At 41.3% G+C, this 26,193-nt stretch carries 22 protein-coding genes; 5 read left to right on the plus strand and 17 right to left on the minus strand.

Features of this window, described 5'->3' with window-relative positions; all coding sequences use genetic code 11:
* Window positions 1-203 precede the first annotated feature (203 nt).
* The 3 genes from B2U90_RS03660 to B2U90_RS03670 all read left to right on the plus strand — a co-directional run bounded on the left by B2U90_RS03660 (window position 204) and on the right by B2U90_RS03670 (window position 4,186).
* The gene (locus B2U90_RS03660) at window positions 204-1,532 is read left to right on the plus strand and encodes an NCS2 family permease (protein ID WP_172793329.1); all 1,329 of its coding nucleotides are present in this window, start codon (window positions 204-206) and stop codon (window positions 1,530-1,532) included.
* An 11-nt stretch (window positions 1,533-1,543) separates the two neighbouring features.
* Entirely contained in the window at window positions 1,544-3,274 is a 1,731-nt protein-coding gene (locus B2U90_RS03665) for an adenine deaminase C-terminal domain-containing protein (RefSeq protein WP_292017121.1), read from the plus strand.
* 150 nt (window positions 3,275-3,424) lie between these two features.
* Window positions 3,425-4,186: an SDR family NAD(P)-dependent oxidoreductase gene (locus B2U90_RS03670; protein WP_292017122.1), complete on the plus strand. Its 762-nt coding sequence runs from the start codon at window positions 3,425-3,427 to the stop codon at window positions 4,184-4,186.
* A gap of 37 nt (window positions 4,187-4,223) precedes the next feature.
* On the opposite strand, the gene B2U90_RS03675 is transcribed toward B2U90_RS03670, so the two are convergent.
* Entirely contained in the window at window positions 4,224-5,576 is a 1,353-nt protein-coding gene (locus B2U90_RS03675) for an MFS transporter (protein WP_113855873.1), read from the minus strand.
* A gap of 209 nt (window positions 5,577-5,785) precedes the next feature.
* On the opposite strand from B2U90_RS03675, the gene B2U90_RS03680 reads away from it, so the two are divergent.
* Window positions 5,786-7,129: an esterase-like activity of phytase family protein gene (locus B2U90_RS03680; protein ID WP_075582361.1), complete on the plus strand. Its 1,344-nt coding sequence runs from the start codon at window positions 5,786-5,788 to the stop codon at window positions 7,127-7,129.
* A 343-nt stretch (window positions 7,130-7,472) separates the two neighbouring features.
* On the plus strand, window positions 7,473-7,985 hold the full coding sequence (locus B2U90_RS03685; RefSeq protein WP_059075847.1) for a ferritin: 513 nt from the start codon (window positions 7,473-7,475) through the stop codon (window positions 7,983-7,985).
* An 82-nt stretch (window positions 7,986-8,067) separates the two neighbouring features.
* On the opposite strand, the gene B2U90_RS03690 is transcribed toward B2U90_RS03685, so the two are convergent.
* From B2U90_RS03690 to B2U90_RS03765, 16 genes are all read right to left on the minus strand, one after another.
* A complete protein-coding gene (locus B2U90_RS03690; RefSeq protein ID WP_292017123.1) occupies window positions 8,068-8,841 on the minus strand; it encodes an inositol monophosphatase family protein in 774 nt (257 codons plus the stop codon).
* Window positions 8,823-9,149 carry a DUF1653 domain-containing protein gene (locus tag B2U90_RS03695; protein WP_292017124.1) on the minus strand — a complete coding sequence of 109 codons (327 nt, stop codon included), beginning with the start codon at window positions 9,147-9,149 and terminating at the stop codon, window positions 8,823-8,825. Before B2U90_RS03695 ends, B2U90_RS03690 begins: the two co-directional genes overlap by 19 nt.
* 46 nt (window positions 9,150-9,195) lie before the next feature.
* Complete coding sequence (locus B2U90_RS03700) at window positions 9,196-9,726, minus strand: nitroreductase family protein (RefSeq protein WP_292017125.1); 531 nt, start codon at window positions 9,724-9,726, stop codon at window positions 9,196-9,198.
* Between the two features lie 20 nt (window positions 9,727-9,746).
* On the minus strand, window positions 9,747-10,595 hold the full coding sequence (locus B2U90_RS03705; RefSeq protein WP_072235717.1) for a formate/nitrite transporter family protein: 849 nt from the start codon (window positions 10,593-10,595) through the stop codon (window positions 9,747-9,749).
* Between the two features lie 78 nt (window positions 10,596-10,673).
* Window positions 10,674-11,207 carry a TIGR00730 family Rossman fold protein gene (locus tag B2U90_RS03710; RefSeq protein ID WP_075582357.1) on the minus strand — a complete coding sequence of 178 codons (534 nt, stop codon included), beginning with the start codon at window positions 11,205-11,207 and terminating at the stop codon, window positions 10,674-10,676.
* 13 nt (window positions 11,208-11,220) lie between these two features.
* Window positions 11,221-11,778 carry a hypothetical protein gene (locus B2U90_RS03715; RefSeq protein WP_292017126.1) on the minus strand — a complete coding sequence of 186 codons (558 nt, stop codon included), beginning with the start codon at window positions 11,776-11,778 and terminating at the stop codon, window positions 11,221-11,223.
* 289 nt (window positions 11,779-12,067) lie between these two features.
* Window positions 12,068-12,931 carry a UTP--glucose-1-phosphate uridylyltransferase gene (locus B2U90_RS03720; RefSeq protein WP_292017172.1) on the minus strand — a complete coding sequence of 288 codons (864 nt, stop codon included), beginning with the start codon at window positions 12,929-12,931 and terminating at the stop codon, window positions 12,068-12,070.
* A 16-nt stretch (window positions 12,932-12,947) separates the two neighbouring features.
* Entirely contained in the window at window positions 12,948-14,051 is a 1,104-nt protein-coding gene (gene glf / locus B2U90_RS03725) for a UDP-galactopyranose mutase (RefSeq protein ID WP_292017127.1), read from the minus strand.
* A 35-nt stretch (window positions 14,052-14,086) separates the two neighbouring features.
* Entirely contained in the window at window positions 14,087-16,651 is a 2,565-nt protein-coding gene (locus B2U90_RS03730; protein ID WP_292017128.1) for a YfhO family protein, read from the minus strand.
* Window positions 16,638-17,639: a glycosyltransferase family 2 protein gene (locus B2U90_RS03735; RefSeq protein WP_292017129.1), complete on the minus strand. Its 1,002-nt coding sequence runs from the start codon at window positions 17,637-17,639 to the stop codon at window positions 16,638-16,640. Before B2U90_RS03735 ends, B2U90_RS03730 begins: the two co-directional genes overlap by 14 nt.
* A 21-nt stretch (window positions 17,640-17,660) precedes the next feature.
* On the minus strand, window positions 17,661-18,827 hold the full coding sequence (locus B2U90_RS03740; protein ID WP_292017130.1) for a nucleotide sugar dehydrogenase: 1,167 nt from the start codon (window positions 18,825-18,827) through the stop codon (window positions 17,661-17,663).
* A gap of 16 nt (window positions 18,828-18,843) precedes the next feature.
* Entirely contained in the window at window positions 18,844-19,974 is a 1,131-nt protein-coding gene (locus tag B2U90_RS03745) for a glycosyltransferase family 2 protein (protein WP_292017131.1), read from the minus strand.
* Window positions 19,975-19,985: 11 nt separating this feature from the next.
* Window positions 19,986-21,164: a glycosyltransferase gene (locus B2U90_RS03750; protein WP_292017132.1), complete on the minus strand. Its 1,179-nt coding sequence runs from the start codon at window positions 21,162-21,164 to the stop codon at window positions 19,986-19,988.
* A gap of 3 nt (window positions 21,165-21,167) precedes the next feature.
* On the minus strand, window positions 21,168-24,392 hold the full coding sequence (locus B2U90_RS03755) for a glycosyltransferase (protein WP_292017133.1): 3,225 nt from the start codon (window positions 24,390-24,392) through the stop codon (window positions 21,168-21,170).
* 38 nt (window positions 24,393-24,430) lie between these two features.
* Window positions 24,431-25,369, minus strand: a complete 939-nt coding sequence (locus tag B2U90_RS03760; RefSeq protein ID WP_292017134.1) for an ABC transporter ATP-binding protein — start codon at window positions 25,367-25,369, stop codon at window positions 24,431-24,433.
* A gap of 26 nt (window positions 25,370-25,395) precedes the next feature.
* The gene (locus B2U90_RS03765) at window positions 25,396-26,175 is read right to left on the minus strand and encodes an ABC transporter permease (protein WP_292017135.1); all 780 of its coding nucleotides are present in this window, start codon (window positions 26,173-26,175) and stop codon (window positions 25,396-25,398) included.
* Between the last annotated feature and the right edge of the window lie 18 nt (window positions 26,176-26,193).

A 26,193-nucleotide genomic window follows, 5' to 3' on the forward strand; every position in this document is an offset into this window, starting at 1 on the left:
CAGGAAGAAGTTCTATGTCAAAGGGCATCTTCCTGTTTTTATTTTGTCCTCATACAGCTGAACGTTTTTTTCAAAATTATGCAATATATTTTTGAAAATTCCATCAACTTTCATTGCAATATATAATACATAAGCTTATAATAAAATCCGTCATAAGAAAAATATAATACTCCAGTGCATAGCTTAAGGGGAGGAATTAAAACATGAATGCATGGATCAATAACGTTTGTGAAAGGCGGTTTCATCTCAGCCGGTTTCATTCATCTGTCAGTACAGAAATTATAGCCGGGCTGACTACTTTTGCCACGATGGGTTACGTACTAGCTGTCGTGCCCCATATGATGGGGGAAGCCGGATTGCCTGGCGGGGCCGTTCTGACAGCTATGGTACTCATGATTTTTCTGACTACGATGGCCATGGGCCTGTATACAAACCGGCCCTTTGTCCTGGCTCCGGGAATGGGCAGCGTTGCCATATTTTCTATTACCTTGGTGCAGTTACAGCATGTATCGGTCAGTATTGCCAGTGCTATCGTATTTTTAAGCGGTATTTTATTCATTCTCGTCACGGTTCTCGGTATCCGCAAAGCCATCGTTATGGTCATTCCTAAGGGCATCAAGATTTCCATCAGTGCCGGTGTCGGCATGTTCCTTGCCGTAATTGGCCTGCGCAATGCTAAATTACTGGCAGCTAATGCCAAGAAAGTTGCCCTGTCTTTCGGTGACCTGACACAGCCTGTCGTCATTCTGGCTATGATTACCTTCATCATTCTGCTGGCACTGCAGGCGCGCCGTGTCAAAGGGGCAGCTCTGATCAGTATCATTGCCGGTACTATCATTGGTATCCCCATGGGTATTACCAAAATCCCGGCTACGCTGTTTACCATGCCGGACAGCTTGGCACCGGTATTTTTTAATTTTGACCTGTTCGGGGCACTGGACGTCAAATACTTGCCGTATTTATTCGTATTTTTCCTGCCGGATTTCTTTTCTAGTTTTGGAACAGCTATTGGTATCGGCGGCAAAGCGGGATTCCTCGATAAAAACGGGGATCTTCCTGACATAGATAAAGTGTTCCAGGTCGATTCGGTAGCAGCTACGCTGGGTTCCTTCTTTACCATTCCTGTACTCATTACCTATCTGGAATCGGGTGCCGGTGTCGAAGCCGGTGGCCGTACGGGGCTGACTGCAATTACTACGGCTATTATGTTTCTCCTTATCCTGGCCGTGACTCCACTGGCTCTCATGATTCCGGCAGCGGCTACAGCTCCTGTCCTGGTCTATGTCGGTGTGAGTATGATGGGAGGCATGAGAAATCTGGATTACACTGATATGTGTGAATATATACCGGCTTTCCTTTGTATTGCCTTTACGGCTTTTACTTTTAATATTGCTAACGGTATCTCCGTTGCGTTCATTGCCTATGTCATCATGAAAGTCGCTTCCGGCAGAGCATCGGAACTTAATAAAGGACATTTTCTGCTGGCACTGCTTCTGGCGTATTATTTCTATGCCATTGCCGGCGTTAAATAAGGGAGTGATGGATGGTGAAAATCGATTGGCTGTTAAAAAATGGGAATATCTATAATGTCTATCTGAAAAAATTTATTCCCTGTAATCTGGCTATCAGTGGGAAACGATTTTGTTATATGGGAAATGACCCTCTGCCCATCAAGCCGGAACATGTGCGGAATCTTGATGGCCAGTACGTAATCCCCGGCTTCATCGATTGCCACATGCATATTGAAAGTACGATGGCAGCACCGCGTACCTTCATGAAAGGAGCTGTCCGCAATGGTGTAACGACACTCATTGCCGAACCTCATGAAATTGCCAACGTATTCGGCCTTGCAGGCATACAGGCCATGGCTAAAACAATGCAAGAGGGGCCATGTGACGTTTATATCGCCATTCCCAGTTCGGTCCCATCGACAAATGAAGAACTGGAAACGACCGGTGGCGTCATCGATAATGATGATGTAGAATCTCTGATGCATATGGACCACGTCATCTGTCTGGGCGAAGTCATGAACTGCCGCGACGTCATACGGGACAGCCATTCCAAGACCAGCCGCCTGATCCGGCAGATCCGGGCTGGCCGGCCCGATTTCTCTCTGGAAGGCCATTGCCCCCGGTTCAGTGGCTGGGAGCTGGCCCAGATTTTGATGAGCGGCGTGAATTCCGACCATACGGATCAGTCGCTGGAAGGCCTGAAGGAACGGCTCATGAATGGCATGTTCGTACAGTTGCAGGAAAAATCACTGAAACCGGAATTTATCTCTTATATTAAAGAAAATAATCTGTTGGAACACATGGCCATCGTAACGGACGATACCATGCCCGACGCCTTCATGGAACGGGGCCATCTCAATTATCTGGTAAAAAAGGCCATGCACAATGGCCTGACACCGGAAGAAGCTATCTATACAGCGACGTATACACCTGCCCGGCGCATGGGCTTGCGCGATAAAGGGAGCATTGCACCTGGCAAAATCGCTGATTTCGTCATTTTGTCTGACCTGGCTGACCTGACCGTTGAAAGTACCTGGTGTGCCGGGCAGGAAGTCTATACAAAAGGAGATTCCTGGCAGGAAGCAGAACGGGATACGTCTTTCCCGAAAGCCTTTTATCATAGTGTCCACGTCGCGCCGCGCACGTCCGCTGATTTTACTTTGAAAGCTCCTATAGAAGAAGGGGAGGTTACCTGCCGCATCCTGGAGGTGCAGGAACATACGACCTTTGTCAAAGAAGGACGGGCCGTGCTGCCAGTCCATCATGGAGAAGTTGATTGGGAACATAGTCCTTATAATCTGGCAATCGTCTGGGAACGCCATGGAAAGAACGGTGGTCATGGGACAGCTCTCGTCGGGGGAACGGCCATGACCAGGGGTGCTGCAGCTACGACCTATGCCCATGACCATCATAATCTCCTTGTCATAGGTCAGACAAAAGAAGATATGATGGCGGCTGCTAATACGGTCATCGCCAATCAGGGAGGCTATGCCGTAGCTTGTGACGGCGTCACAAAAGCCTTTGCACCGCTTCCCATTGCCGGGATTTTGTCCGACCGGCCGCTACCTGTATTGGGAAAACAAATACAAGAGGTGCATCGCGTCCTGACAGATTGTGGATATCGCCATGATAATGTCATCATGTCCCTCAGTACCTTGTCACTTCCCGTAAGCCCATTCTTTAAATTGACCGATAAGGGGATCATTGATGTCCGTAATGCGAAAATCGTCCCACTTATTACGGAAGCACGGGAAAAGCCGTAGAATACGAATAAGTAAATAGATAAACGAAACAGACGTGCTGTCTGGAGCTCTATACACCAGACGGCACGTCTGTTTTACTACATCCGGACGTTAAAAGGATTGAAGTGGAACGGAGATTGGGTATAATGAATGTAAAAGGAAGTGATACGTGTGAATATAGCCATTGTAACAGGAGCTTCCAGTGGTCTCGGCAGGGAATATGTACGGCTTCTTGATGAACAGTCTGTCGATGAAATCTGGCTCATCAGCCGCCGTCAGGAAAAACTGGAAGGGACGGCACATGCATTGAAAACAAAATCCCGCATTTTACCGCTGGACTTGCAAGATCCGGCATCGTATACGTCTTTTGCTACAGCTCTCAGGCAGGAAAAGCCCGTCGTTTCGTATTTCATCCATGCTGCCGGATATGGCCGTATGGGCCGGGCTGCTGCTATGACAGAAGCAGATACATCCGGTATGATTGCCGTACACTGCCAGGCCGCTGTCTCCCTGACGAAGGCGGTCATTCCCTATTGCCATCAGGGCAGTCACATTGTTGAAATCTGTTCCTGTGCCGCTTTCCAGCCATTTCCATATCTGGCCGTATACGCTGCCTGCAAGGCCTTTCTTCTCCGGTACAGCCGGGCATTGGCAGAAGAACTGAAACCATCGGGGATTCTGGTCTCGGCAGTCTGCCCATACTGGGTCAAAGATACGGCTTTTATTGCGACGGCAAAGAAGACCGACCAAGAAAACCGGTTTACGCACTACCTATTTGCCGGAGACAAGAAGACTATCGCCCGCCGTTCTTTCCGTCAAATCCGTCAGGGACGTGTCGTCATTACTCCTGACCTGATTTCTACACTTCATCGCATCAGCTCCGGTATCCTGCCGCAATCCTTTTTCATCTGGATCAGCCGCTTTTTCCGCTGAAAATAGATATCCTGTGTGTCTGTAAAGCCGGATATTGTCAGGTTTTATTGCGTATGGCAGAGGGGATGATGCCAATGGCGCAGAGAATGGTAAAAATCAAAAATGCCAGCTGGATATGGGCTGTAAGCCATGATACCGTACCATTCTGGTTCTGCGAAAGAATCAGTGTAATAATGGCAACACTCAGGACCTGCCCGATGAGCCGGACCGTTCCGACGACGGATGAGGCAGCACCGTAATACTGGGGTGTAACGGAACCCATGATGGCATTGTTATTGGGGGCCGTGAAGAGGGAAAAACCGATACCGATGATAACCAGGGCGGCAATAATACAGATAAACAACGGATGGGTGACAGTATAGGTCAGTGTGGCAAGACCAGCTGTGATGAACACCATGCCGGATGAAGCCAGAACAGACGGGCTGATTTTATCGGACAGCGTCCCTGTCACCGGCGATAACACCGCCATGAATACGGGCTGCATCAATAAGATGAGGCCCGTATCGCGGGCATTCATGCCCATGACACGTTGCAGGTAAATGGACAAGAGAAAACTGATGCCAAAGGTTGCACAATAATTGAGCATGGCAGCCAGGCTGGAAAAGGAAAAGACACGGTTGCCGGAAAAAATACGTACAGGCAGAACCGGGCTGGCCGTATGCCATTCACGATACAGGAATACGCCGAATGCCAATAGTCCTGCTGTCAGCAGATATTTCCCAACGTCCCAGACGGCTAGTTCAGAAAGGCCGGTCATGACGGCTACCATAGCCAGTGCATACAAAAGACTGCCTGTACCGTCCAGACTGCCACCAGCGTTGACGATCCATTCTTCTTTCATATAGCGCAGCGATAAAAGATAGACAATGGCACATACGAGGGCAATAAAATAAAAAATAGCCTGCCAGTTCAAATAATACGAAAAAAAGCCGCCCAGGACAGGGCCAAAAGACAGGCCGCTATATACAGCCGCTATGGTAAATCCCATAGCACGGCCCCGGCGCTGAGGATTGGTAACGAGTGAAATGATTGCCATATTGGTAGCAAAAATACAGGCGCTGGCCAGCCCCTGCAGGACGCGTATGACGAGCAATGCCATAATGGATGAAACGAAAAATACCGATAGAGAAGAACAGCAGAAGAGAAGGACGCCGATTAAGAATATGCGCCGTTTGCCCCACCGGTCTGCCATTTTGCTGACGGGCATAATCGTGATAGTGGAGACGATGAGAAACGTTTCAATGACCCAGCTCAGGGCCATTTCACTGGCTCCGTATGCAGTTCCAATGTCAGGGAGGGCTGTCGTAAGAGCACTGCTGGTGAACGGATTGATGAACGAAACCATCATCATGAGAATTAAAATCTTATTTTCATAGGAAATGCGTTCCATGCCATTATCCTTTCTGTATTATAGATTACACGGCTAAGCCGGTTTGTTGACGTATTTTATCATACGCTTTATTCCATATTCTGACAAGAAAATTTCCCTATGTATCACTAAATATATGAAATAATTTACCAAAGACATCGCTGGTCTTGACAAATTGTTTACATCAGCCTGATATAGTGAATGCAGATATACAGGAGGTGTAATTTCATATGAATAAAAAATGGAAACGCTGGATAGCTCTGGGATTGGCCGTGTCTTGTCTGGGAAGTGCTGCCGTGCTGGCTGAGGGAGTCCAGACTAAATCGTATATTGTACATGCCGATTCCTATCAGCTGCCCTATAAAGGCAACGAAAAAGCCTTCAAGCATCACATTAATCCAGGATACGGGTCGGCATTGGCCCTGAAGGATATCAAAACCGATGGAACCATCGAATTTTATGCAATTACAGACCGGGGCCCTAATGGAGATATCCCGACATACATAAAAAATGGTAAAAAAGTAAGTGGAAAATTCTTCCCAACCCCCGATTTTGCCCCGTCTATCGGAGTCATTACCGTACGTCCCGGACAGAATCGTGCCGATATAACAGAATCTATCCCGCTGAAGGTACAGGGGAAAGCGATTACAGGCAAACCGGTACCGAAAGGAATGACTGGTTCTACAAAGGAAATCGCCCTCAATTTCAAAATGAAGGATTTGGGAACCGATATCAACGGTCTGGATACGGAAGGACTGGCCATAGATAAAGACGGTAATTTCTGGATCAGCGACGAATACGGCCCTTTTATCGTCAAAGCCGATAAAAATGGCAATATAGTGGAAAAATTTGCTCCTGGTGCCGGGCTGCCCAGCATCCTTGCCAGCCGCGTTCCCAATAGAGGCAGTGAAGGCCTGACTATTGATGAACAAGGACATATCTTTGCTTTGATTCAAAGTCCGCTAAATGTAGATGGCAAAACGGGTAAAACATCTAAATATACACGTATTGTAGAACTCGACCCGGTAACTAAAGAAACGAAAATGTACGCTTACCCTGTCGATTCAGGCTATAAAAACACAGGAGCCGCCAAATTAGGCGATATCACCTCCATCGGCCACGGCCAATTCCTGATGATTGAACAGGGAAAACAACACGGTGTCATGCAAAATCTGATTTATAAAGTAGATCTCAATGGTGCCACGCCCGTAGCAAATAATGGCGATCTAGAATATGGACGCCTCGACGGAAAACTGATACCAGCCAGGAAAGAACTCGTTTTAGACCTGCGTGCCAACGGCTGGAATATCGAAAAAGCCGAAGGCCTGGCACTATTGCCGGACCGCAGGACCATAGCCGTCGTAAACGACAATGACTTTGGTATGGACATTGCCGTACAGGACCCCAAAGCCCCGTCAGCCGATGTATCAGACTATACCTATGACAGCGACAAAAAAGTCATGATATATAATAAAGACAAAACAGTCCATAAAGTAAAACTCAGCCTTAAGAAAAATGCACCGTCTGAACAAGAAAGCCAGATTTGGTTTTTCACATTGCCCAAATCATTATAGAGAGAAGGTATTACTTCCGATAACGTTAATTTATCGGAAGTAATGAAATGAGTAATTTCCGGGAGTATCTTTAAGGTCTCGTAAACCGCGTATTTATGCCAACTATCAGGTATTACTGTACATTGGTAATACTCTTCAACGTTTGTCGAATCTCTTAAATTAGTATCTCATAGTGGGAAGGTTTGTGGGAAGGCTGATAAATATCGCTGTAAATTTATTATTCTGTTTTTTATTCTTGTTCTTAAAATCAAACATAATACGCTTACCATTTGTACTACGTACGTGATATAATACCTGTATACAGCAAGTTATTGTGATGCCCACGAAGGAGGGTGTATTTACTATGTTAGCAAAAAAAGTAGCTAAATTGATTAATGACCAGGTTACCTTAGAATTTTATTCTGCTTACCTCTATCTGGATTTTGCAAATTATTATATTGATGAAGGACTCGATGGCTTTGCTCATTGGTTCGAAATCCAGGCCCAGGAAGAACGGGATCATGCTATGCTCATGCGTACGTATCTACAAAATAATGATGTCCGCGTCGTTTTTGGCACGATAGACAAACCGGATCAAGAATACAAGGATTTGAAAGCTCCTCTTAAGGCTGCGCTGGAACATGAACAGTTTATCACCGGCTGCATTAATAAGATTTATGGAGCTGCCTCTGATGAAAAGGATTACCGTACCATGGAATGCTTCAACTGGTTCGTCAAAGAACAAGGCGAAGAAGAAAAGAATGTCGGCGATCTGCTTAAGAAATTTAAACTCTTTGGCAATGACCCGAAGGGACTCTATGCATTGAATCAGGAACTGCTGACCCGGGTTTATGCGGCTCCGACACTAGTCCTCTAATCCAACTTTGAATTTCTTATATGATATATGACAAATCTCCTTGGCCGAGCGTACTCGTCGTCGCTAACCAGGGAGATTTTTTTTACCAATATTGATGTATAATACGGGCCGTTTCATCATGGACCAGACCATTGGTAGCAATGATATGTTCATTGTGTAATACGTCAGGAACCTGTCCATCATATGTCGTGACTCTGCCGCCCGCTTCTTCGACAAGCAAAATACCGGCGGCCATATCCCACGGCTTCAGGTTGCGTTCGAAATAGATATCCGTCCGCCCGGCTGCTACATAGGCCAGGTCAAGACAAGCGCTGCCCGTACGGCGGATATCCAGGCATTGTGAATACATGGCCTGGAATAAAGGGAAATTCTTTTCTGTGTATTGCCGGTCATACGGAGACGTTCCAATGGCAACCAGACAGTGAGATAATGCTGAATTTCCAGTCACATGGATAGGTTTGCCATTTAAAAAGGCGCCGCCACCACGGGTTGCATGAAACAGTTCATCTGTAAACGGGTTATACACGACAGCCGCCTGTAAGGTGCCTTGTGCATAATAGGCCAGCGATACGGCACTCATATCGAAATGGCGGATAAAATTCTGGGTGCCGTCAATGGGATCAAGAATCCAGTATCGGCCATCGGGATCCATAACCTGACTATTGTCCTGCTCTTCTGACAAAAGTGTGACGTCTCTGTCTATTTCCTGCAGTTGAGTGCGCATATATTCCTGTACGGCAACATCCATCTGGGTGACGAAATTAGCCCTCCCTTTGGCCGTAATTTCTAAGTTTTTTTCTTCCGTCAGCATATCGTGGGTGCTGCGAACGAGCTCTATTATTTCTTTTTCAAACATGAATCGCTGGCCCCCTTGTTTCTAGTGTGTTGAACATTCGTTTGGCGAGCAAATTCCGGCTTCCAGGAACACATGTTCGGAAGCTTTTCAAAGCGCCATGTCCGTTGGCAGTCGGGATATTTCTGGTGATCCACTTCACTCATAAACATGTCCAGAGGCCGCAGATAATGGCCATACGAGCCATAAAGCGCCTGATACACCACATAGGATTCGCCGGTCTTAGCATCCTCCGCCATGGTAATAATGCGGTACTGTTTTTCTTTGAAATGGATCCAGATCTCTCCAGCTGATGGCAGTGCTCTATTCATGATGACCTCCTTATCCGCGTATTGATTGCGTATCGATATGAAAATACTACTTCAGATAATAAACTCTGTCTGCTTTTCTCGGTGCGGCTTTGGGGAGCGCTCCTGCCGGATAGCCTATGATGCAATGGCCAATGCCTTCCCATTCATCAGAAGACAGGCCAACCTGGTCCAATATCTTCTTTCCCAGAGGCGTATCCATTTCCTCTTTCGCCCGGTGAATCCAGCAGCTGCCAAGACCCAGGGAATAAGCGGCAAGCATCATGTTTCCCATGACCAGGCTGCCATCGTATTTTTCTTTTCCTTCTCCCGTTTTGCCTAATACGAGAATGACGACAGGCGCACCATAAAACGGGTCATTGCCAGCAGGCCAGCCGCCAATCTGATTGTTGAGTTCTGACAAATCGTGACGGAGTTCGTCGTTCGTAATCACAATAATTTTCGTATTCTGCCGCCCCATACTGCTGGCCGCATAGAGGCCGGCTTCGACGATTTCATGGATCAGCTCTTCAGGTACCGGTTTATCTTCATACGTACGGATGCTGCGCCGTTTTAACATGGCTTTTATGATTTCATTCATATCAATCACCCTTTCTTTTTTTACCTTTTTCCGTCACTTTTGACCTGTGTCGCAACGAGGAGCGTAAAGACGCCCGTACCGCCGATGATATTTCCCAGGCCCGTTGGCAGGAGAAAACGGAAGAAATAATCAAACATCGTGGAACCACCCATGAGTACATCATATGCCGCTTCGCACGACCCGACGACGACATGGGCGAAGTTTCCGATAGAAATGAAATAAGTAAACATAAAAATGATAAAAAAGGCAAAGCTCCGCGACATGGGCATCATCCAGACGATAGCTGCAATCAGCATGCCTGCCGGAATCCCCCGCATGATGTTATCTACCGGACCGGGGGCCATGATATGGTGGGACACGTTGTACAGGCACTGGGTAATTTCCGGTGTCGTGAAAATCGGGCTGGACATGAAAAGAGCCGCGATCGCAGTGCCGACAATATTGGAAAGGAAAACAATCCCCCAGAGCCGCAGGAGCAGGCGGAGATTCTTCCAGCAAGGATCACGGAAAACGGGGATGACCGTAGTAATCGTGTTCTCCGTAAAAAGCTGGAGCCGGCCTAAAATAACGATGAGGAAACCCGTCGTATATCCGACACCGGTGATGGCTTCTGCCCAGGAAGCGCTCCCAATATAGACATTGATAATGGAGCGGAAATAGAAAGAAAAAGAAATCATCAATCCCGCAGCCAGTGCCGATAAGACGAGGGGCCAGGCCTTGCGTTCCAGTTCCAATTCGCCGTCATGACGGATAATTTCAAAAATCAGATTCGGTGATAATTTTTCATATTCTTCCACAATGACGCGGGTCTTCTGCTCTTCTGACTGAGGGCAGGAAAAATCGCAATCGCAGGGATATTTCGTTGTCATACATCCTCCTGATAGATACTAAAATATTACTAATAACTGGGTTATTGTACCACATACAGCTTCATTTTGGAATAGAAATTATCCGGCTAAGAAAGCTTCTAATTGTTCAAACGACGAAAGAAAGGCGACTTGTCCGGCCCAATGATTATCAACAAACCCTTCTTCTGCCATATGCCGTATGAGTGATTTCATCGGCTGGTAATAGCCATTGAAATCGAGGAATGCAAATCGTCCCTGCAATAATCCCAATTTAATCTGGCTCATGACTTCACTGATTTCTTCCAGAGTTCCTATTCCTCCGGGAAATGCCAGGAACACATCGCCCAGTTCCATCATCTTTTCTTTGCGCGATGCCATATCGTTTGTCACAATGAGCTGGGTCAATCCTTCATGCTGCAATTCGTCGTCCATAAAAAACTGCGGTTCCACGCCAATGACGCGGCCGCCGTGCTCCAGAGCTCCATCGGCCAGCTTTCCCATGAGTCCGGTCCGGCTTCCCCCATAAATGAGCGTATGACCGTGACAGGCAATCCATGCTCCCAGTTCATAGGCATATGAACGATAGACTGCACTGTGTCCCGTCCTTGCTCCCAAATACACCGTAATATTCATGATATTCCCCCGGTTAATCGTCTTTAAGTGATGCATCAATGAAATGCAGATTTACTTCCTGTGTCCCTGCTCCGTATACGGTCGTAACCCACGCTCGCAGAAAACCTGGCACATCGCCTTCTCTGTCATCCCTGGCAGGGTATCCTGGTACCCCTTCCTGCCCCAGCGCAAACTGTACCAGAGACTGTACGAGGTCCTTTCGCGTCAATACGCAGGCATAAGAAGGCAACCCGGAAGGCACATCACCGTTTGTATCATACATACAGTGGATAGTGCCTTCCAGAGCCTTGCTGCCATCAAGTTGATTCCATTGCTCCTGATAATACCGTGCCATGGCAAAGCGCCGATTAACAGCCTTTTTATATGCTTCATACCGGGCACTGATTTTAGAAATCCGGTCCCGGTCCGCCGCCGACTGCATGCACATGCGGAACAGATTCCGTTTCTCTTCCTCCGTTACGACCAGAGGATGAACAGCAAACCGTGGGAAATCTCCCAACTCCTCCTTATCAACCTGTACCAATTGCTGCCAATGCTGCAGGATTGTTTTCTTTTCATCACGCGTACTCATGGACATCCCTCCCATTTATACAATCTGGAAATCTCTCTGTTTAATACCTTATTATATATTATAGCAAAAATCAGTTTGTCATTACAGACATTGCGAACCATCGTTAGTGTCTAGGAAATCCCGGTTATTCCCCATCAACCTCATAGAAGTCATGAATTTGTTACGACATATAGCATAGTTGAATATTCAACTATGCTGCCTGCGAACCGGCCCCTGCCAGTCAGAATCATGGGAATCTGGCGACAGGGGCTTTGGTTTATATTCAATATATGGTTGGAATGTTATGTGCCTATAGCTCTTTCAAATATTCGCGAAAAGACGGGCCCAGGTCTTGTCGTCTTAGGGCATATTCTACCGTTGCTTTTAGGTAGTCCAGTTTGTTAGCTGTGTCGTATCGCTTGCCTTTTATTGGGCAGGCGTATATAGTCTGTCGGTCCAGCATGAGGCGCAGGGCATCGTGCAAGTGGATTTCTCCATCGTCCCTGGGTTCTACCCGATTCAGGATTTCAAAGATATCCGGGGTGAAAACGTATCTTCCCAGGCAATTATAGTTTTGGCTACCTTTGGGTACTTTGTGCAGCTCTTGTATATTGTGAACGCGTATGAGTCCACTATCGGCACATTGGCTTCCTTCCAGGGCATCTACGGGCATCATTTGTTCTTCCGTCATTGGCTGACAGCCCATAATCGTTGTTCCTGTCTTTTCGTAGGCTTGCAATAGTTGCTGAAGTGCAGGATTCTGATTATTATACATCATATCATCGCCGAGAAGGACAGCAAAGGGATCATTGTCAATGAATGATTTAGCACAAAGAATGGCATCTCCCAAACCGCGGATATGTTTCTGATGGATATAATGAACGTTGATTGCCGAAATATCTTGTACCAGCTTCAACATCTGGGCTTTTCCTTTTTGATACAGGTCATACTCTAGTTCTACATTGGTGTCGAAATGGTCTTCAATAGCCCGTTTTCCATGACCGGTGATAATCAAAATTTCTTCGATGCCGCTTTGCAACGCTTCTTCTACAATGTATTGAATGACTGGCTTGTCTACGATAGGAATCATTTCTTTGGGAATAGATTTGGTGGCCGGTAGAAAACGGGTGCCAAATCCAGCTGCCGGGATGACGGCCTTGCGTATCGGTTTCATCATTATATCTCCTACTCTATTCTGCCATTACTTTCTTTACCATATCCATTGCACTGGCAATGACATCATCCATATCGTAATACTTATATTCAGCCAGACGACCGCCAAAGATGACATTTTTTTGTTCTGCTGCCAGAGCGGCATATTGACAGTATAATTTCTGGTTCCGTTCATTATTTACCGGATAGTATGCTTCTTCTCCGGGCTGCCAGTCAGCCGGATATTCCTTGGTTACATACGTGACAGGCTGTGTGCCAAATTCAAAATGCTTGTGTTCGATGCTGCGCGTGTACGGCGTTTCCCGGTCGGTGTAATTCATGACGGCTACGCCCTGGTGATTGACTTCTTCCAGCCGTTCCGTTTCAAAGCGGAGTCCCCGATATTCCAGTCGTCCTAATGTATAATCAAAGTATTCATCAATAGGTCCCGTATATACTACTGTTTTTGCCAAACCTTCATATTCCTGACGGACCTGATTATAATCGACGCCAGTACGCACTTCGATACCTTTGAGAAGCGCGTCAATCAAGACATTATAACCACCAATAGGAATGCCCTGATAGCGGTCATTGAAATAATTATTATCAAACGTATAGCGTACAGGCAGACGTTTGATAATGAAAGCAGGAAGTTCTGTACAGCTACGGCCCCACTGTTTTTCCGTATAGCCTTTGATCAGTTTCGTGTAGATATCCGTACCAATGAGGGAAATGGCCTGTTCTTCCAGATTCTTCGGTTCCGTAATCCCTGCTTCCTGACGCTGCTGGGCAATCTTGGCAGCAGCGTCTGCCGGTGTTACGACACCCCACATCTTGGAAAAGGTATTCATATTAAAGGGAAGATTGTACAATTCTCCCTTATAATTCGCAACAGGCGAATTGACATAATTATTGAATTCGACGAACTGATTCACATAATCCCAGACTTCTTTATTCGATGTATGAAAAATATGGGCACCATATTTATGAATATGGATACCTTCCTTTTCTTCACAATACACATTGCCGCCCACATGGTCACGGCGTTCCAGAACCAAACAATACTTACCAGCTTTCGTCATTTCATGAGCAAAGACAGAACCAAATAAACCGCTACCAACAATCAGATAATCGTATTTCATAAACAAACCCTCCATGCATAATTAAAATAATCGTCTTAATTTATTTTGCGTCTATGATATTCTTTTTTCACCAAATATAAATAAAGAATCAAACTAATACAACTTATGCTAATTCCTGGAATCAATCCAGGCAATGAGTACCTCATAGTGATTTTGTTCGTACCTTCTTGAAGTTTAATTCCCATCAGACAATCTGCAATAAGTATAGGTTTAACATTTTCTCCATTTACATAAATTTTCCACCCCTTATCAAATGGAATCGAAGTAAAAAGTGTTTGATTGTTTGTTGCATTAACATCCATCTCAACATAACCATTTCTAAATGCATGAATACGTGCTGGATTTGATTTTAATTTAGCAGTAACAGTTTCCAACGCATTTAGGTCTACATAATAAAATTGTACATTATTTTTAATTTTATTTATATCTTTTTTTAATTGAAAATCAACAGTATGATTTCTCATTCCATTCTTATGGGAAATATAAAAGACAGAAGGTGCTAACCAACGAGAATATCCTTGTTTAAATTTAGAATCAAGTGTTAAATTACCTTCTATATCTTCTTTTGTAGGTATGTTTCCATAAATCATAGTCGTTGGTAAATTATCTGTTTTTAATATGTATTTTATATGTTTTTCATTGATTTTCCTGCTTACAAATGGAATATTCTTATATATATGTACTTCATAACCAATTAAAGCCGAATACAGCTTATTTTGATATATAAAAGGATTTCCATCATAAATTAAATTTAGATTATTATTATTAACTACAAAGGCCATTGGTAAAGCATATTTATTATAATATGTATACTCCCGATTATATGAATTAATTTCAGGTACAATTTCCAAGCCATTGATAGGAATCGGGGATAGAATATATTTAACACCTAACAAAGTATCTGTTCCAATAACAGAATTTACCATAACACTTAAATTAACACTACCTTTACGATATCCCATTTTGTCCATAAAAGTAAGTTGAATATTGTCTGGGCTTGAAGTATAACTAGAAATCCCCTTGTATCCATAAGCAAGAGGCTCATTATAATTTGCTGTAATATTATTTGCACCAGTTAAAAATGGATGAACTTGGTTTACCCTATATAGTCCAGAATCCCTATGTTGAATATTTTTGATTTGTGTCTGGGCTTGTACCACATAATTATGATATTGGTTTACCCATGAATTATAATAGATGTGCATAATGTGTCCTGCATTAAATGTTAATTCACTGCAAACTATGATAAATAAAATAATGCCTCCATGACGTAACGAAACTTTCCATCCATGTCTTTTTTGATAATATAATATGCCAGTGATAATAATATAAATAAAAGCAGAAGCTATAACATATGGAAAAGATTGTAAGGGCCTGATAAATTCCAAAATCAGAAAAAAGCAAGGAATACATAACAAGATAAGCCATCTTTTTTTATGCAAATCTTCTATTTGATTAAATTGTGAAAAATAACGAGCTGCTAAAAAAATAATAGGAAAAATTGCTACAAAAGAATACCGATACCAATAACTATTGGCATTTTTTAGTAAAGAAAACAAAAAGAATAATGGTTTCCAGTAAAAGACAACAATAGGGAAAATAATCCATAGTAAAGCCCATATTTTCCTTCGTCTACTAATCCCTGGAAAAACGAAATAAGAGGCTGCGCCTATAAGAGAAAATGATCCTACAAATAAAGACACTTTTCCTTCTTGGCTAATAGTTCCCATCATTAACCCTTGAAGTAGTGCTTTTTTATCTCCAGAATAATGGAAATTTAAAAATTGCCAATCTATCCCTGCCCTTCCTGAAGCCATAGCTGAAAATGCAGGGATTAATACAACACTGCTTAATCCCATTGCTAATAAGACTGATAGAATAATTTTACATTCATACAGAATAAACGCTTGGGCTTTTAAGCCATTATCCATCCATTCATCAATATATTCCCAGGTAGCCCAGATAGTCGCAAACATGACTGCTATAAAACTCATATACCAATTGGACATAAAAGCTATGGCGGCTGTTATGATAAAAAACGTACAGCCTTTGTTTTTTTCTATTTTATATATACCTAGCAGGAGCAATGGCAATAAAAATATAGAGTCTAGCCACATTATATTTTTAGATTGTTCAAGATTATATTGCATTAAGCCAAAACTAATGGATAATAAAATGATTACTAATGAAGGTAGCCTTTTTTCAAATCTTTGATCCAGGTAAAAAGCCATTGTTCCACTGCATAATGATAATTTAATAATAACTAACAAATCATAAAAAGCATTTAGATTTTCTTGGTTAAAAAAGACTACTAATAAATTAAATGGAGACAATAAATAATAGGCAATAACAGCCCAAATATTACTCCCTAATCCTTTATTAAAAGAATATACAATATTTCCATCTCCCGACAGAATTTGTTTTAAATATGAAAAGTAATCGATATATTGTATACGAGCATCGGCATCCGACAACGCATTCGTTCCAAACGGTGCCATTTTTAAAATAATGTATAATACTGCAATAATAATGAAAGTAGTAATAAAAGCTACACAAGGATTATGCGTTTCCTCAGTAAGATAGCTCTTAATTCGTATCATGTCTCTGTATTCCTCTCTGCTCCACAACTCTTCTGCCATTGAAATCTTGAACTAAATACAAAGGTCTAAATTTACTTTCATTAAAAACTCGTCCTAAGTATTCTCCAATGACCCCTAGGAAAAAAAGCTGAACTCCTCCAATAAATAGGATAATAGAAATCAAAGATGGATACCCAGGAACATCACCCCCACAAATAAGTGTCCGCATGATAATGAACAACATATAAATAATGGCAATGAACGATAACATACACCCTACAAAAGAAGCCGCTCGCAGTGGTGCAATGGTAAAGCTGGTAATTCCTTCAATTGCAAGATTCAATAATTTCCAATAATTCCATTTTGTCTTGCCAGCTGCACGCGCATCACGATTAAAAAGAATCTCCTTCTTTTCAAAACCAATCCAACTAAATAATCCTTTAGTATACCGTTGCGATTCCCGCATCAATCGTAATGCATTAAGACATTGCTTATCGAGCAATCGGAAATCGCCAACATCGCGTTGCATAGGCACATTAGATAATTTTTGCAATATTGTATAAAATGCATGAGATGACCACTTTTTAAAAAAGGATTCTCCTGCCCGGCTCTGTCTTTTCGCACTGACATCTTGATACCCTTTTTCCCACCAAGAAATCATTTCCGGAATTAATTCTGGAGGATCTTGTAGATCAGCATCCATGATAATGGATGCATCTCCTGTTAAATAATCAATTCCCGCAATCATAGCAATCTCTTTACCGAAATTCCTCGATAAGTTGACATAAGAAACACGACTATCTTCTTTCCTCAACTCCCGCATTATATCCAATGTATGATCAGTACTGCCATCATTAACAAATATAAATTGAAAATCATATTGCGGGATATTAGTAATTACTTGAGATGTACGCTGGTAAAATTGGTTTAGTACTGCTTCTTCATTATAACAGGGAACTAGTATAGAAATTAATTGTTTGTTAGTATGTTCATATCCAGGTTTATTCATTAGTAGGACCCTTTCTATTTTTCAGTCTCTATCAAAAATATCTCTTGTATAAACTTTGTCTTGAACATCTCGTAATTCTTCATTCCATCGGTTAGCAATAATGACATCACTCTGTTGTTTGAATTCATGTAAATCACGAATGACACGGGAATGGAAAAACTGATTCTCTTTTAACGTCGGTTCATATACAATAACTTCGACACCCTTGGCTTTTACCCGTTTCATGACTCCCTGGATTGCGGAAGCCCGGAAGTTATCAGAATTACTTTTCATGGTAAGACGATATACACCAACGACCTTCGGATTTTTTTCTAAAATCATATCGGCAATATGATCTTTACGCGTTCGGTTTGCAGCAACAATAGCCGAAATAAGATTTTGTGGTACATCTTGGTAATTAGCTAACAACTGTTTTGTATCTTTCGGCAAACAATATCCCCCATAGCCAAAAGAAGGGTTATTGTAAAAGTCTCCAATCCGTGGATCTAAGCAAACACCCTCTATAATCTGATGAGCATTTAACTTTCTAATTTCAGCATAGGAATCCAGTTCATTAAAGTAAGCAACTCGTAAAGCCAAATACGTATTTGCAAAAAGTTTGATAGCTTCTGCTTCTGTTGCTCCCGTAAAGAGAATCGGAATATCCTTCTTCACAGCTCCTTCTGCTAATAAATCAGCAAAAACCTTTGCTCGTTCCGATTGTTCTCCTACAATGATTCGTGAAGGGTGCAAATTATCATATAAAGCTTTGCCTTCCCGCAAAAACTCTGGAGAAAAAATAATATTATTCGTATGGAATCGTTTCTTAACTTTTTCTGTGTACCCAACTGGCACCGTAGATTTAATCACCATAACAGCATGAGGCTCAATGGTACAAACTTCTTGAATAACAGCTTCTACAGAAGACGTATCAAAAAAATTCTTAGTCTCATCATAATTAGTAGGAGTCGATATGATAACATAATCTGCACCAGAAAAAGCATCTTTAGGATCTAAGGTAGCTCTAAAATTCAAATGTCGATCAGATAAAAACCGAGTGATTTCCTGGTCGACAATAGGAGATTCTCCCCTATTCAACATTTCTACTTTTTCTGGCACAATATCCAGTGCTACCACTTCATTATGCTGACTAAGCAGCATTCCATTAGCCAAACCAACATAGCCTGTACCTGCAATTGCAATTTTCATGATGTTCATTCCTTTTCTATTGATTCTTTTGATTCTTTCGGAAATCACCAGTTCCCATATCGATGCCAAAATGCTCGATGGTTCGTTTTATCGTATATAGCAAGCCATGATCCTGCAGACATTTCCAGCCTCCCTGGAACTTATTTGAAGAAGGTTGAGAATTTTCTTGCTTAGCACGGCCTGTCTGCAGAGATACATCGGCATCATTTAATTCTTGGACCAATGTATAGTTCCTTTCTCTGACGTTTTTCACACAATTAGTCGTAAAAAATCTGTCATCATACCCAGCTGCTAGTTGAGAAGCACAATTCCGGATTTTCTCTTTCAATTCAACAGGCGCTGATCGATAGGCAATACGCAGCTGGACAGAATAGCGGTGAGTTAAAAGAGATGCCCACTGTTCTGCCATATGGTATTTCACCATATGGTGATAAAGGCTGTCAAAAAGATACAAATAATCAATCGTATGGCAGAACGTACCCTGGGTCAGCTGATCCATCACTGAATGTGACCGTTGGATATAATGATAAAGATACCGATCCAAATAAAATCCCTTCCGGCAATGGACGAAATACATGAGGGTGAAATCATTGTCTTCAAAGTACCGGCCTTCCGTAAACCGTATGCCGAACTGGTCTAAAATTGATTTCTTCCACAGCTTATTCCATACGGTGACCGTAGAACGTTTGACAATATCATTGGTGATTGCTTTTTCACCAGTCAGTTGGATCTTATGGTACTTCTTTGCCTGGATGACACCTAAATGATCAGAAGGCAGGCCTTCTGCAATGATTTCCGCTCCCCAACATACAATATCCACTTCTCCCTTCATATGGGAAAGGGCAGTTTCTACGGTATCTGGTTCAATCCAATCATCTGAATCCACGAATAAAAGATAGTGTCCTTGGGCCATACCAAGGCCTAAGTTCCGAGCTGAAGAAATTCCCCCATTCTTTTTATGGATTACTTTAATCCGGGAATCCGCTTTTGCCCATTTTTCGAGGATTGCAGGAGAATGATCCGTAGAACCATCATCAATACATAAAATCTCAATTTCTGGAACTGTCTGTCCAACGACAGATTGCAGGCATCGATCCAGATAGTGTTCCACATTATACACAGGGATGATAATAGATACTTTGTCCATTTTCCTCCACATCACCGTATGAATGCATCTCTCAAATTCCGTGGCAGCCAAGTTAATTTTCTACCCAACCGAAACGAAAGAGATTGCTGTATAGCTGTAAAATCAGCCTTTAACATCTCCTGATGCTTTTCTAATGATTCAAGCTTCTTTTGCAGCCTCTGCTTATCCTCAGCTACCTTTTGGTATTGTTTGGCAAGGATTTCCTTTTTCTCGTTTAGGACTTTCAATTCACTTGCTTTTTTAATCATTTCAGTCCTATTTTTGACTGCCTGTTCGTTGTACCAGCAAAGATACAACATAGCTGCTCTTTCTTCTTCTGGTAAAGTTTGTATCTTCTCTTTCTCTGCTTCTGAAATATTACTATAGATTCCCTCCATATTTTTTAAGAGAGTCTGGCAGAAAATCTGAAGAGCAGAGCGGGTATCTCCTGAAATAGCGGGATAAAAAAAATACCTTTCCAGAGCCATGGCACAACGAAAGTATCCATAGGCATTAATAAAAGACTGGGGTCTTGTCATTATAGAATCTGAACGGACCCGGCGGATGTACAGAGCCTCATTTTCATGACATACCCGTCGGGCATGGAGCATGACTTCTGCCGTGAAGGCATTGTCTTCCTGGACAATGCCCGGTATAAATTTCACACCGCTTTGCAGCAGAAAGTCTCGACGGATCATTTGGAGGTTCCCATTGGGGCGGAATCCCCCGTCTTTGATCCATTCGGTAAAAAGCTGGCTGCCTGTCAGGACATCCTGATAATGATTTTCCCGGTGATAATACGTTTTATAGCTGCTTTTTTCCTTTTCCAACTGCGCTGATTCAAAAATAGCACGGGCATCATAAAAAAAAACATCCAATTGTTTTTCTTCCATTTGCTGAACAGCATACTCCAATGCCTCCGGTTCCAGCATATCATCACTGTCAAGAAATTGAATGTATTTTCCAGCAGCTGCGCCTATGCCTTCATTTCTGGCTACACTAACTCCCTGATTTTTTTGTGAAACAACTTGGATTCTGGAATCTTTTTCGGCATACGATTTTAGGATTTGCAAGCTCCCGTCCGTTGATCCATCATTAACACAGATGATCTCTATTCCTTGAACGGATTGTCGGCGTACACTGTCCAAACAATCTATAATGAATTTATCCGTATTGTAAACTGGAATAATAATTGAAACTTCAGCTCCCATATTTTATCTTCTAAAGTCCCCCGTCCCCATATCAATTCCAAGATGTTCAATAGTACGGCTTAAAGTATACTTTAAACCATGATCAATGAGACATCTAATACCACCACGGATTTTACGTGGCCCCCAAGTGAAACATCTGCCTATACGAAAAGAAACTGAATTTTGTATAGCATCTAAGTCAAAACGTAAATTTTCTGTTTGTTTAGATAATTCGACTTGATTTTTATAACGATTTATGATGTACTCCTCATATCCAAGTCGCAAGAAAACCTGTTCTGTATCCGGCAACGCCAGACTGATTTTTCTTTCTTTCCATGGGAGTGTTCTATAAATATTACGTCCATTAAAGTAAACGTTTTGAATGATTTCATATATATATGGTGTATATATGAAATCATTTCTTTTTTTTATAAAATTCATCATTTCCCAAAAACATGTATAATACCCATATGCATTATCCCAGGTTACGCCCTTAGTCATGGTCGAATTATTTCTAATTCTTCTTCTATAATACGATTTATGGGTGTATCCTACTCGTTTTGCTTTTAACATACTAATAAATGTGAATGCATTGTCTTCATGAATGATTCCCTCAGGAAAATGAAGTGTTTCCTTTTTGTAGAAAGCACGCCGTAAAACCTGTAAACAAGGAGAAACGCGATATTCACCATAACTTTGCATTAAACTCATTAATTCTATTCCAGTAAATATGCCATTGTAATTATGCTGTCGTTTATAATAATTATCATACTGATTTAATTGTATTTCATCATCATCTTGAAAGGAGTCTGCATCAAAATAAACAATATCCAGAGAATCATCATCCATTCGGGAAACTAATTCTGATAAGGCATGTGCGGAAAGAATATCATCACTATCCATAAAATAGATGTATTGTCCTTGTGCCACACTGACACCACGGTTCCGAGCTGTTCCTTGACCACAATTTTCTTGTGCATATACGGAAATTCTATGGTCCAATTCAGCATAATGACACAGTATTTCTAACGAATTATCTGTAGAACCATCGTCTATACAAATAATCTCTATATTCAACAATGATTGACTCATTATACTTTCAACACATTGCTTAATATAACTATCGGTATTAAACACAGGAATAATAACAGATACTATAGGAGAATAAACATCATTCGGAACAATGCACTTGAAATGACTATCTGCCAATTGATCTTGTTTTTTATAAAACAAGATCAATTTTTTCATAATGTCAATCTTATCACGAGCATCGATTGTATTGTGCTTACCATTTACGGCATGATATGCTCTGTAATCTTGGATAAGACAATCCAACTCTTCTAATTGAACTTGATTAAAATACTTTTTTCTCAAAAATCCATTATCTATATCTTGAGAAAATTCCTTTGCCATATGTTTCAAAAATTCTATTTTTTCCGGCATGGAAAGACGTTTGTAATTCCAAAGATATGCACCATATTTTAAACGGCAACGAATACCTTCTGCCCGTTTCTTTATTTGTGGCCGTTGGGTTTGTAGAAATCGTTCTTCCTCGTTATATTCATCTACAACACAATATACTTTCCCTCTGGAATTACTGGAAGATGCTTCATTATCGCGACGATAATGAAGCAGACATTTATCAATAAACCGAACTCGATCCGCACAGCACCAGACTTTAAAAGTAAATGCGGTATCTTGATATGAAGCTCCTGGAGTTTCAGTAAATAAAATATTTTTTTTCCGAATAAATGATGCTTTATACAGTCCTGTCCAGATAGAAGGAGACATGTTAAAAAATTGGGGAGATTCAATGAATTTACTAAATATTGGGCAGAAAACAGTTTGTGGAGCATTTACAGGAATATGGACAGGAATGTCTTTGCCACTGCCATCAAAATCCGTATAATGATTAAAGAACCCTGATTTGGCCAAATCCAAATTTTCTAATCTAGCGGCAGTGTATAGTGTTTCAAACATAGTAGGCTCTGCATAATCATCTGATTCAACAATACCAATATACTCTCCTCGGGCCGAATTAAAACCTAAGTTCATTTGAAATCCATAACTTTTTTTATTGGAATGGATGATCTTTATTCGATTGTCAACAGCTGCATATCCTTGTAATAGTTCTAGTGAACCATCAGTTGATCCGGCATCAACACAAATTATTTCAATTTCTGCCAGAGTTTGTTCGATTACACTTTCCAAACACTCCGGTAAGTACATCAACGAATTCAAGCACGGAATGACAATAGATACTTTGGGAGACTTCATTGTTTTATATTTTTCGTTTTTCTTCCATGTTTCTTCTAACAGTTCTTTTTGCTGATACTGTTGCTCATTGTAAAACTTATCTTTGTGTAAGGAATTAATTCCAAAATCATCAAACCATTCCCTGCAAAGCTTCTGGCGAAGTAAATACCGGGCTGGACTATGAAGAGTGTTGTAATGCCAAAGTGAAAACGCAAGACAATAGTTTACATAATCCTGTTCAAAACGTTCAAAAATATTTCGGGCGCACATAAAATCACGTACTTTACGCAATGCTTTGTAGAAACAATCCCATGATTTTGTGCGAGTATTTTCCAAAGAGTTACCTTCATGAATTCGATGATGTACCAAAATATTATCAATATATCCTATACGTTCAGCGACTAACACTGTTGAAACACAAAAGAACAAGTCATTGGTGGTGCGCAATGACTGAAATTCAATGCCAACATCATCCAAAAATGACTTCTTATATAATTTATCCCATGGCCACCAAACGAATACATTAAAAAAATCACGCTGGATATCTTTAGCAGAGAATACTTTTTTATCAGGCAATAACTCTTTTCTGATTGTCCAAGGAGTCTCTTTAATAGAACCAGACTGATTATCAAACTGATTTGATCTGCATACAGTTACATCCAGCTGGTTTACTAATGCAGCAGAATACATTTTCTCAAGCATATCTTTTTCAAAAACATCATCACTATCCAAAAAAATGATATACTCGCCCTTTGCTTTCTTCATGCCATTATTTCTGGCTACACCAGCAAATTGATTCGTTTGCCGAAGCACCTTTATTCTGGAATCTTTTTTGGCATAATCATATAGAATTTTTAATGAATCGTCAGTGCTACCATCATCTATACATATGATTTCAATGTCTGATAATGTCTGTTCTGTAATACTATCCAGATTTTCTTTCAAATATTTTGCAGTATTATATACAGGAACGACAATAGATATTTTACACATAAAAGTATCTCCTCCTAAAGGGCATTTATTATTTTCTATCAATTTTTTCTAAATAATTCCGGCTTTTTCTTTTTAATAATGGCTATTGCAGCTTGTAATGCAGCATCAGAATCACCTTCGTTTAATAAATCTTCTAATCGCTGCGCTTCTGTACGATTTGCTAAAGCGAGTTCTCGCTTCTTTCGGATATAGAAATTTTCTGCCAGAAGTTGAATTTCATCTATTGTATGAGGTGCTTTCTTGGTGATTAAAAATTCCTCATAAGCATCACAATATGTTTCCACTTGGTCAGAAAAGCCAATCTGATTTCCATGATCCAGCCAAAGTATCTTGTTACACATACTTCTGACTTGTGGAACAGAATGAGAAACTAAAATGCCGGTAACACCACTTTTTAGAATTTTCTGCATCCTATCTCCACTTTTGCGGGCAAAAGCTCCATCCCCTACACTCAATACTTCATCCAAAATCAGGATATCCGGATGAACCAGGCAAGCTATGGAAAAAGCTAACCGACTCTTCATACCACTAGACAATTGTTTAAACGGCCGGTCTTGGAAATCCTGTAGTTCCGCAAAATCTATGATTTCCTCGTATTTATCATTCATGAACTTTCGCGTATAGCCCAGCATAGCACCACGGAGATAGGTATTTTCTCGAACGGTCAATTCAGGATCAAAGCCACTAGCCAATTCTAAAAGGGCTGCAATGGTCCCATGGATTTCCATATGACCTTCTGTGGGAACCATGATTCCTGAAACGGCTTTCAACAAGGTGGATTTACCAGCACCATTGGTTCCTATGATACCGAGCATATCTCCCCGTTCCAAAGAAAAGTTTATATTGCGGTCGGCCCAAAACTGAGTTACATGATACTTTCCTTTTAATCTGCGCATGACGTACTCTTTGAGTCCAATATCCTTGAAGTCACCTGTCAGATAGAGGATAGACACACCTACGGCTTTGATAATACTCACTACGATTGCTCCTCTCCAAGTCAGGTTCAAATATAATATAAAAATTTATGGTTATACTTTTTATAGATAAAACCACCTATAATTAGGGCAAGCAAAGCATAAAATGCACATAATGCGTGATATTCTAAGCTAGGAATCTGGCTATCAATAACAATGTCCCTAAAATATTTAATATAAACATAAATCGGATTTCCTAAAAAAAGAGGCTGATACGGTGCAGGCAAAATATCAACACTATAAAAAATAGCCGACGCATACATCATCAACATCGTTAAAATGCTATATAAATAGCCAATATCTCTAAAAAAAACGAAAAGTGCTGATAAAATTAGTCCCATGCCAATATTAAAAATAATTAAACAGCCAATCGGATATAACAAGCATAAAAATTTTACTGTAAATGGCAAACCTTCTGCAAAAACGAATGCAAAAAAAATAATAAGTGTTAAACCGAAATTAATTAAAGATGATACATTCTTTGACAATAAAAAAATATATTTAGGCACATTCACTTTACTAAAAATTCCGGCATTTGCCATAAGGGAATTCATGCCACCATTTGTAGATTCGCTAAAGTAAGAGAAAAGGAGATTTCCGCAAAATAGATAAATCGTATAATGTGGGATACGTTGGCCAAAAAAATTAGAAAAAATGATATTCAAAACTAGTAACGTAATTAATGGTGATAAAATACTCCATGCCATTCCTAAAGAAGTACGCTTGTATTTTTGCTTAAAATCTCGTTTGACTAGCTCTTCAAATAGAAATTGATTCTTCTTTAATCTTAATATAATATTTTCTATCATGCTATTCCTCTATAATAT

The sequence above is a fragment of the Megasphaera sp. UBA4233 genome (assembly GCF_002395615.1).
Classification (GTDB): domain Bacteria; phylum Bacillota; class Negativicutes; order Veillonellales; family Megasphaeraceae; genus Megasphaera; species Megasphaera hexanoica.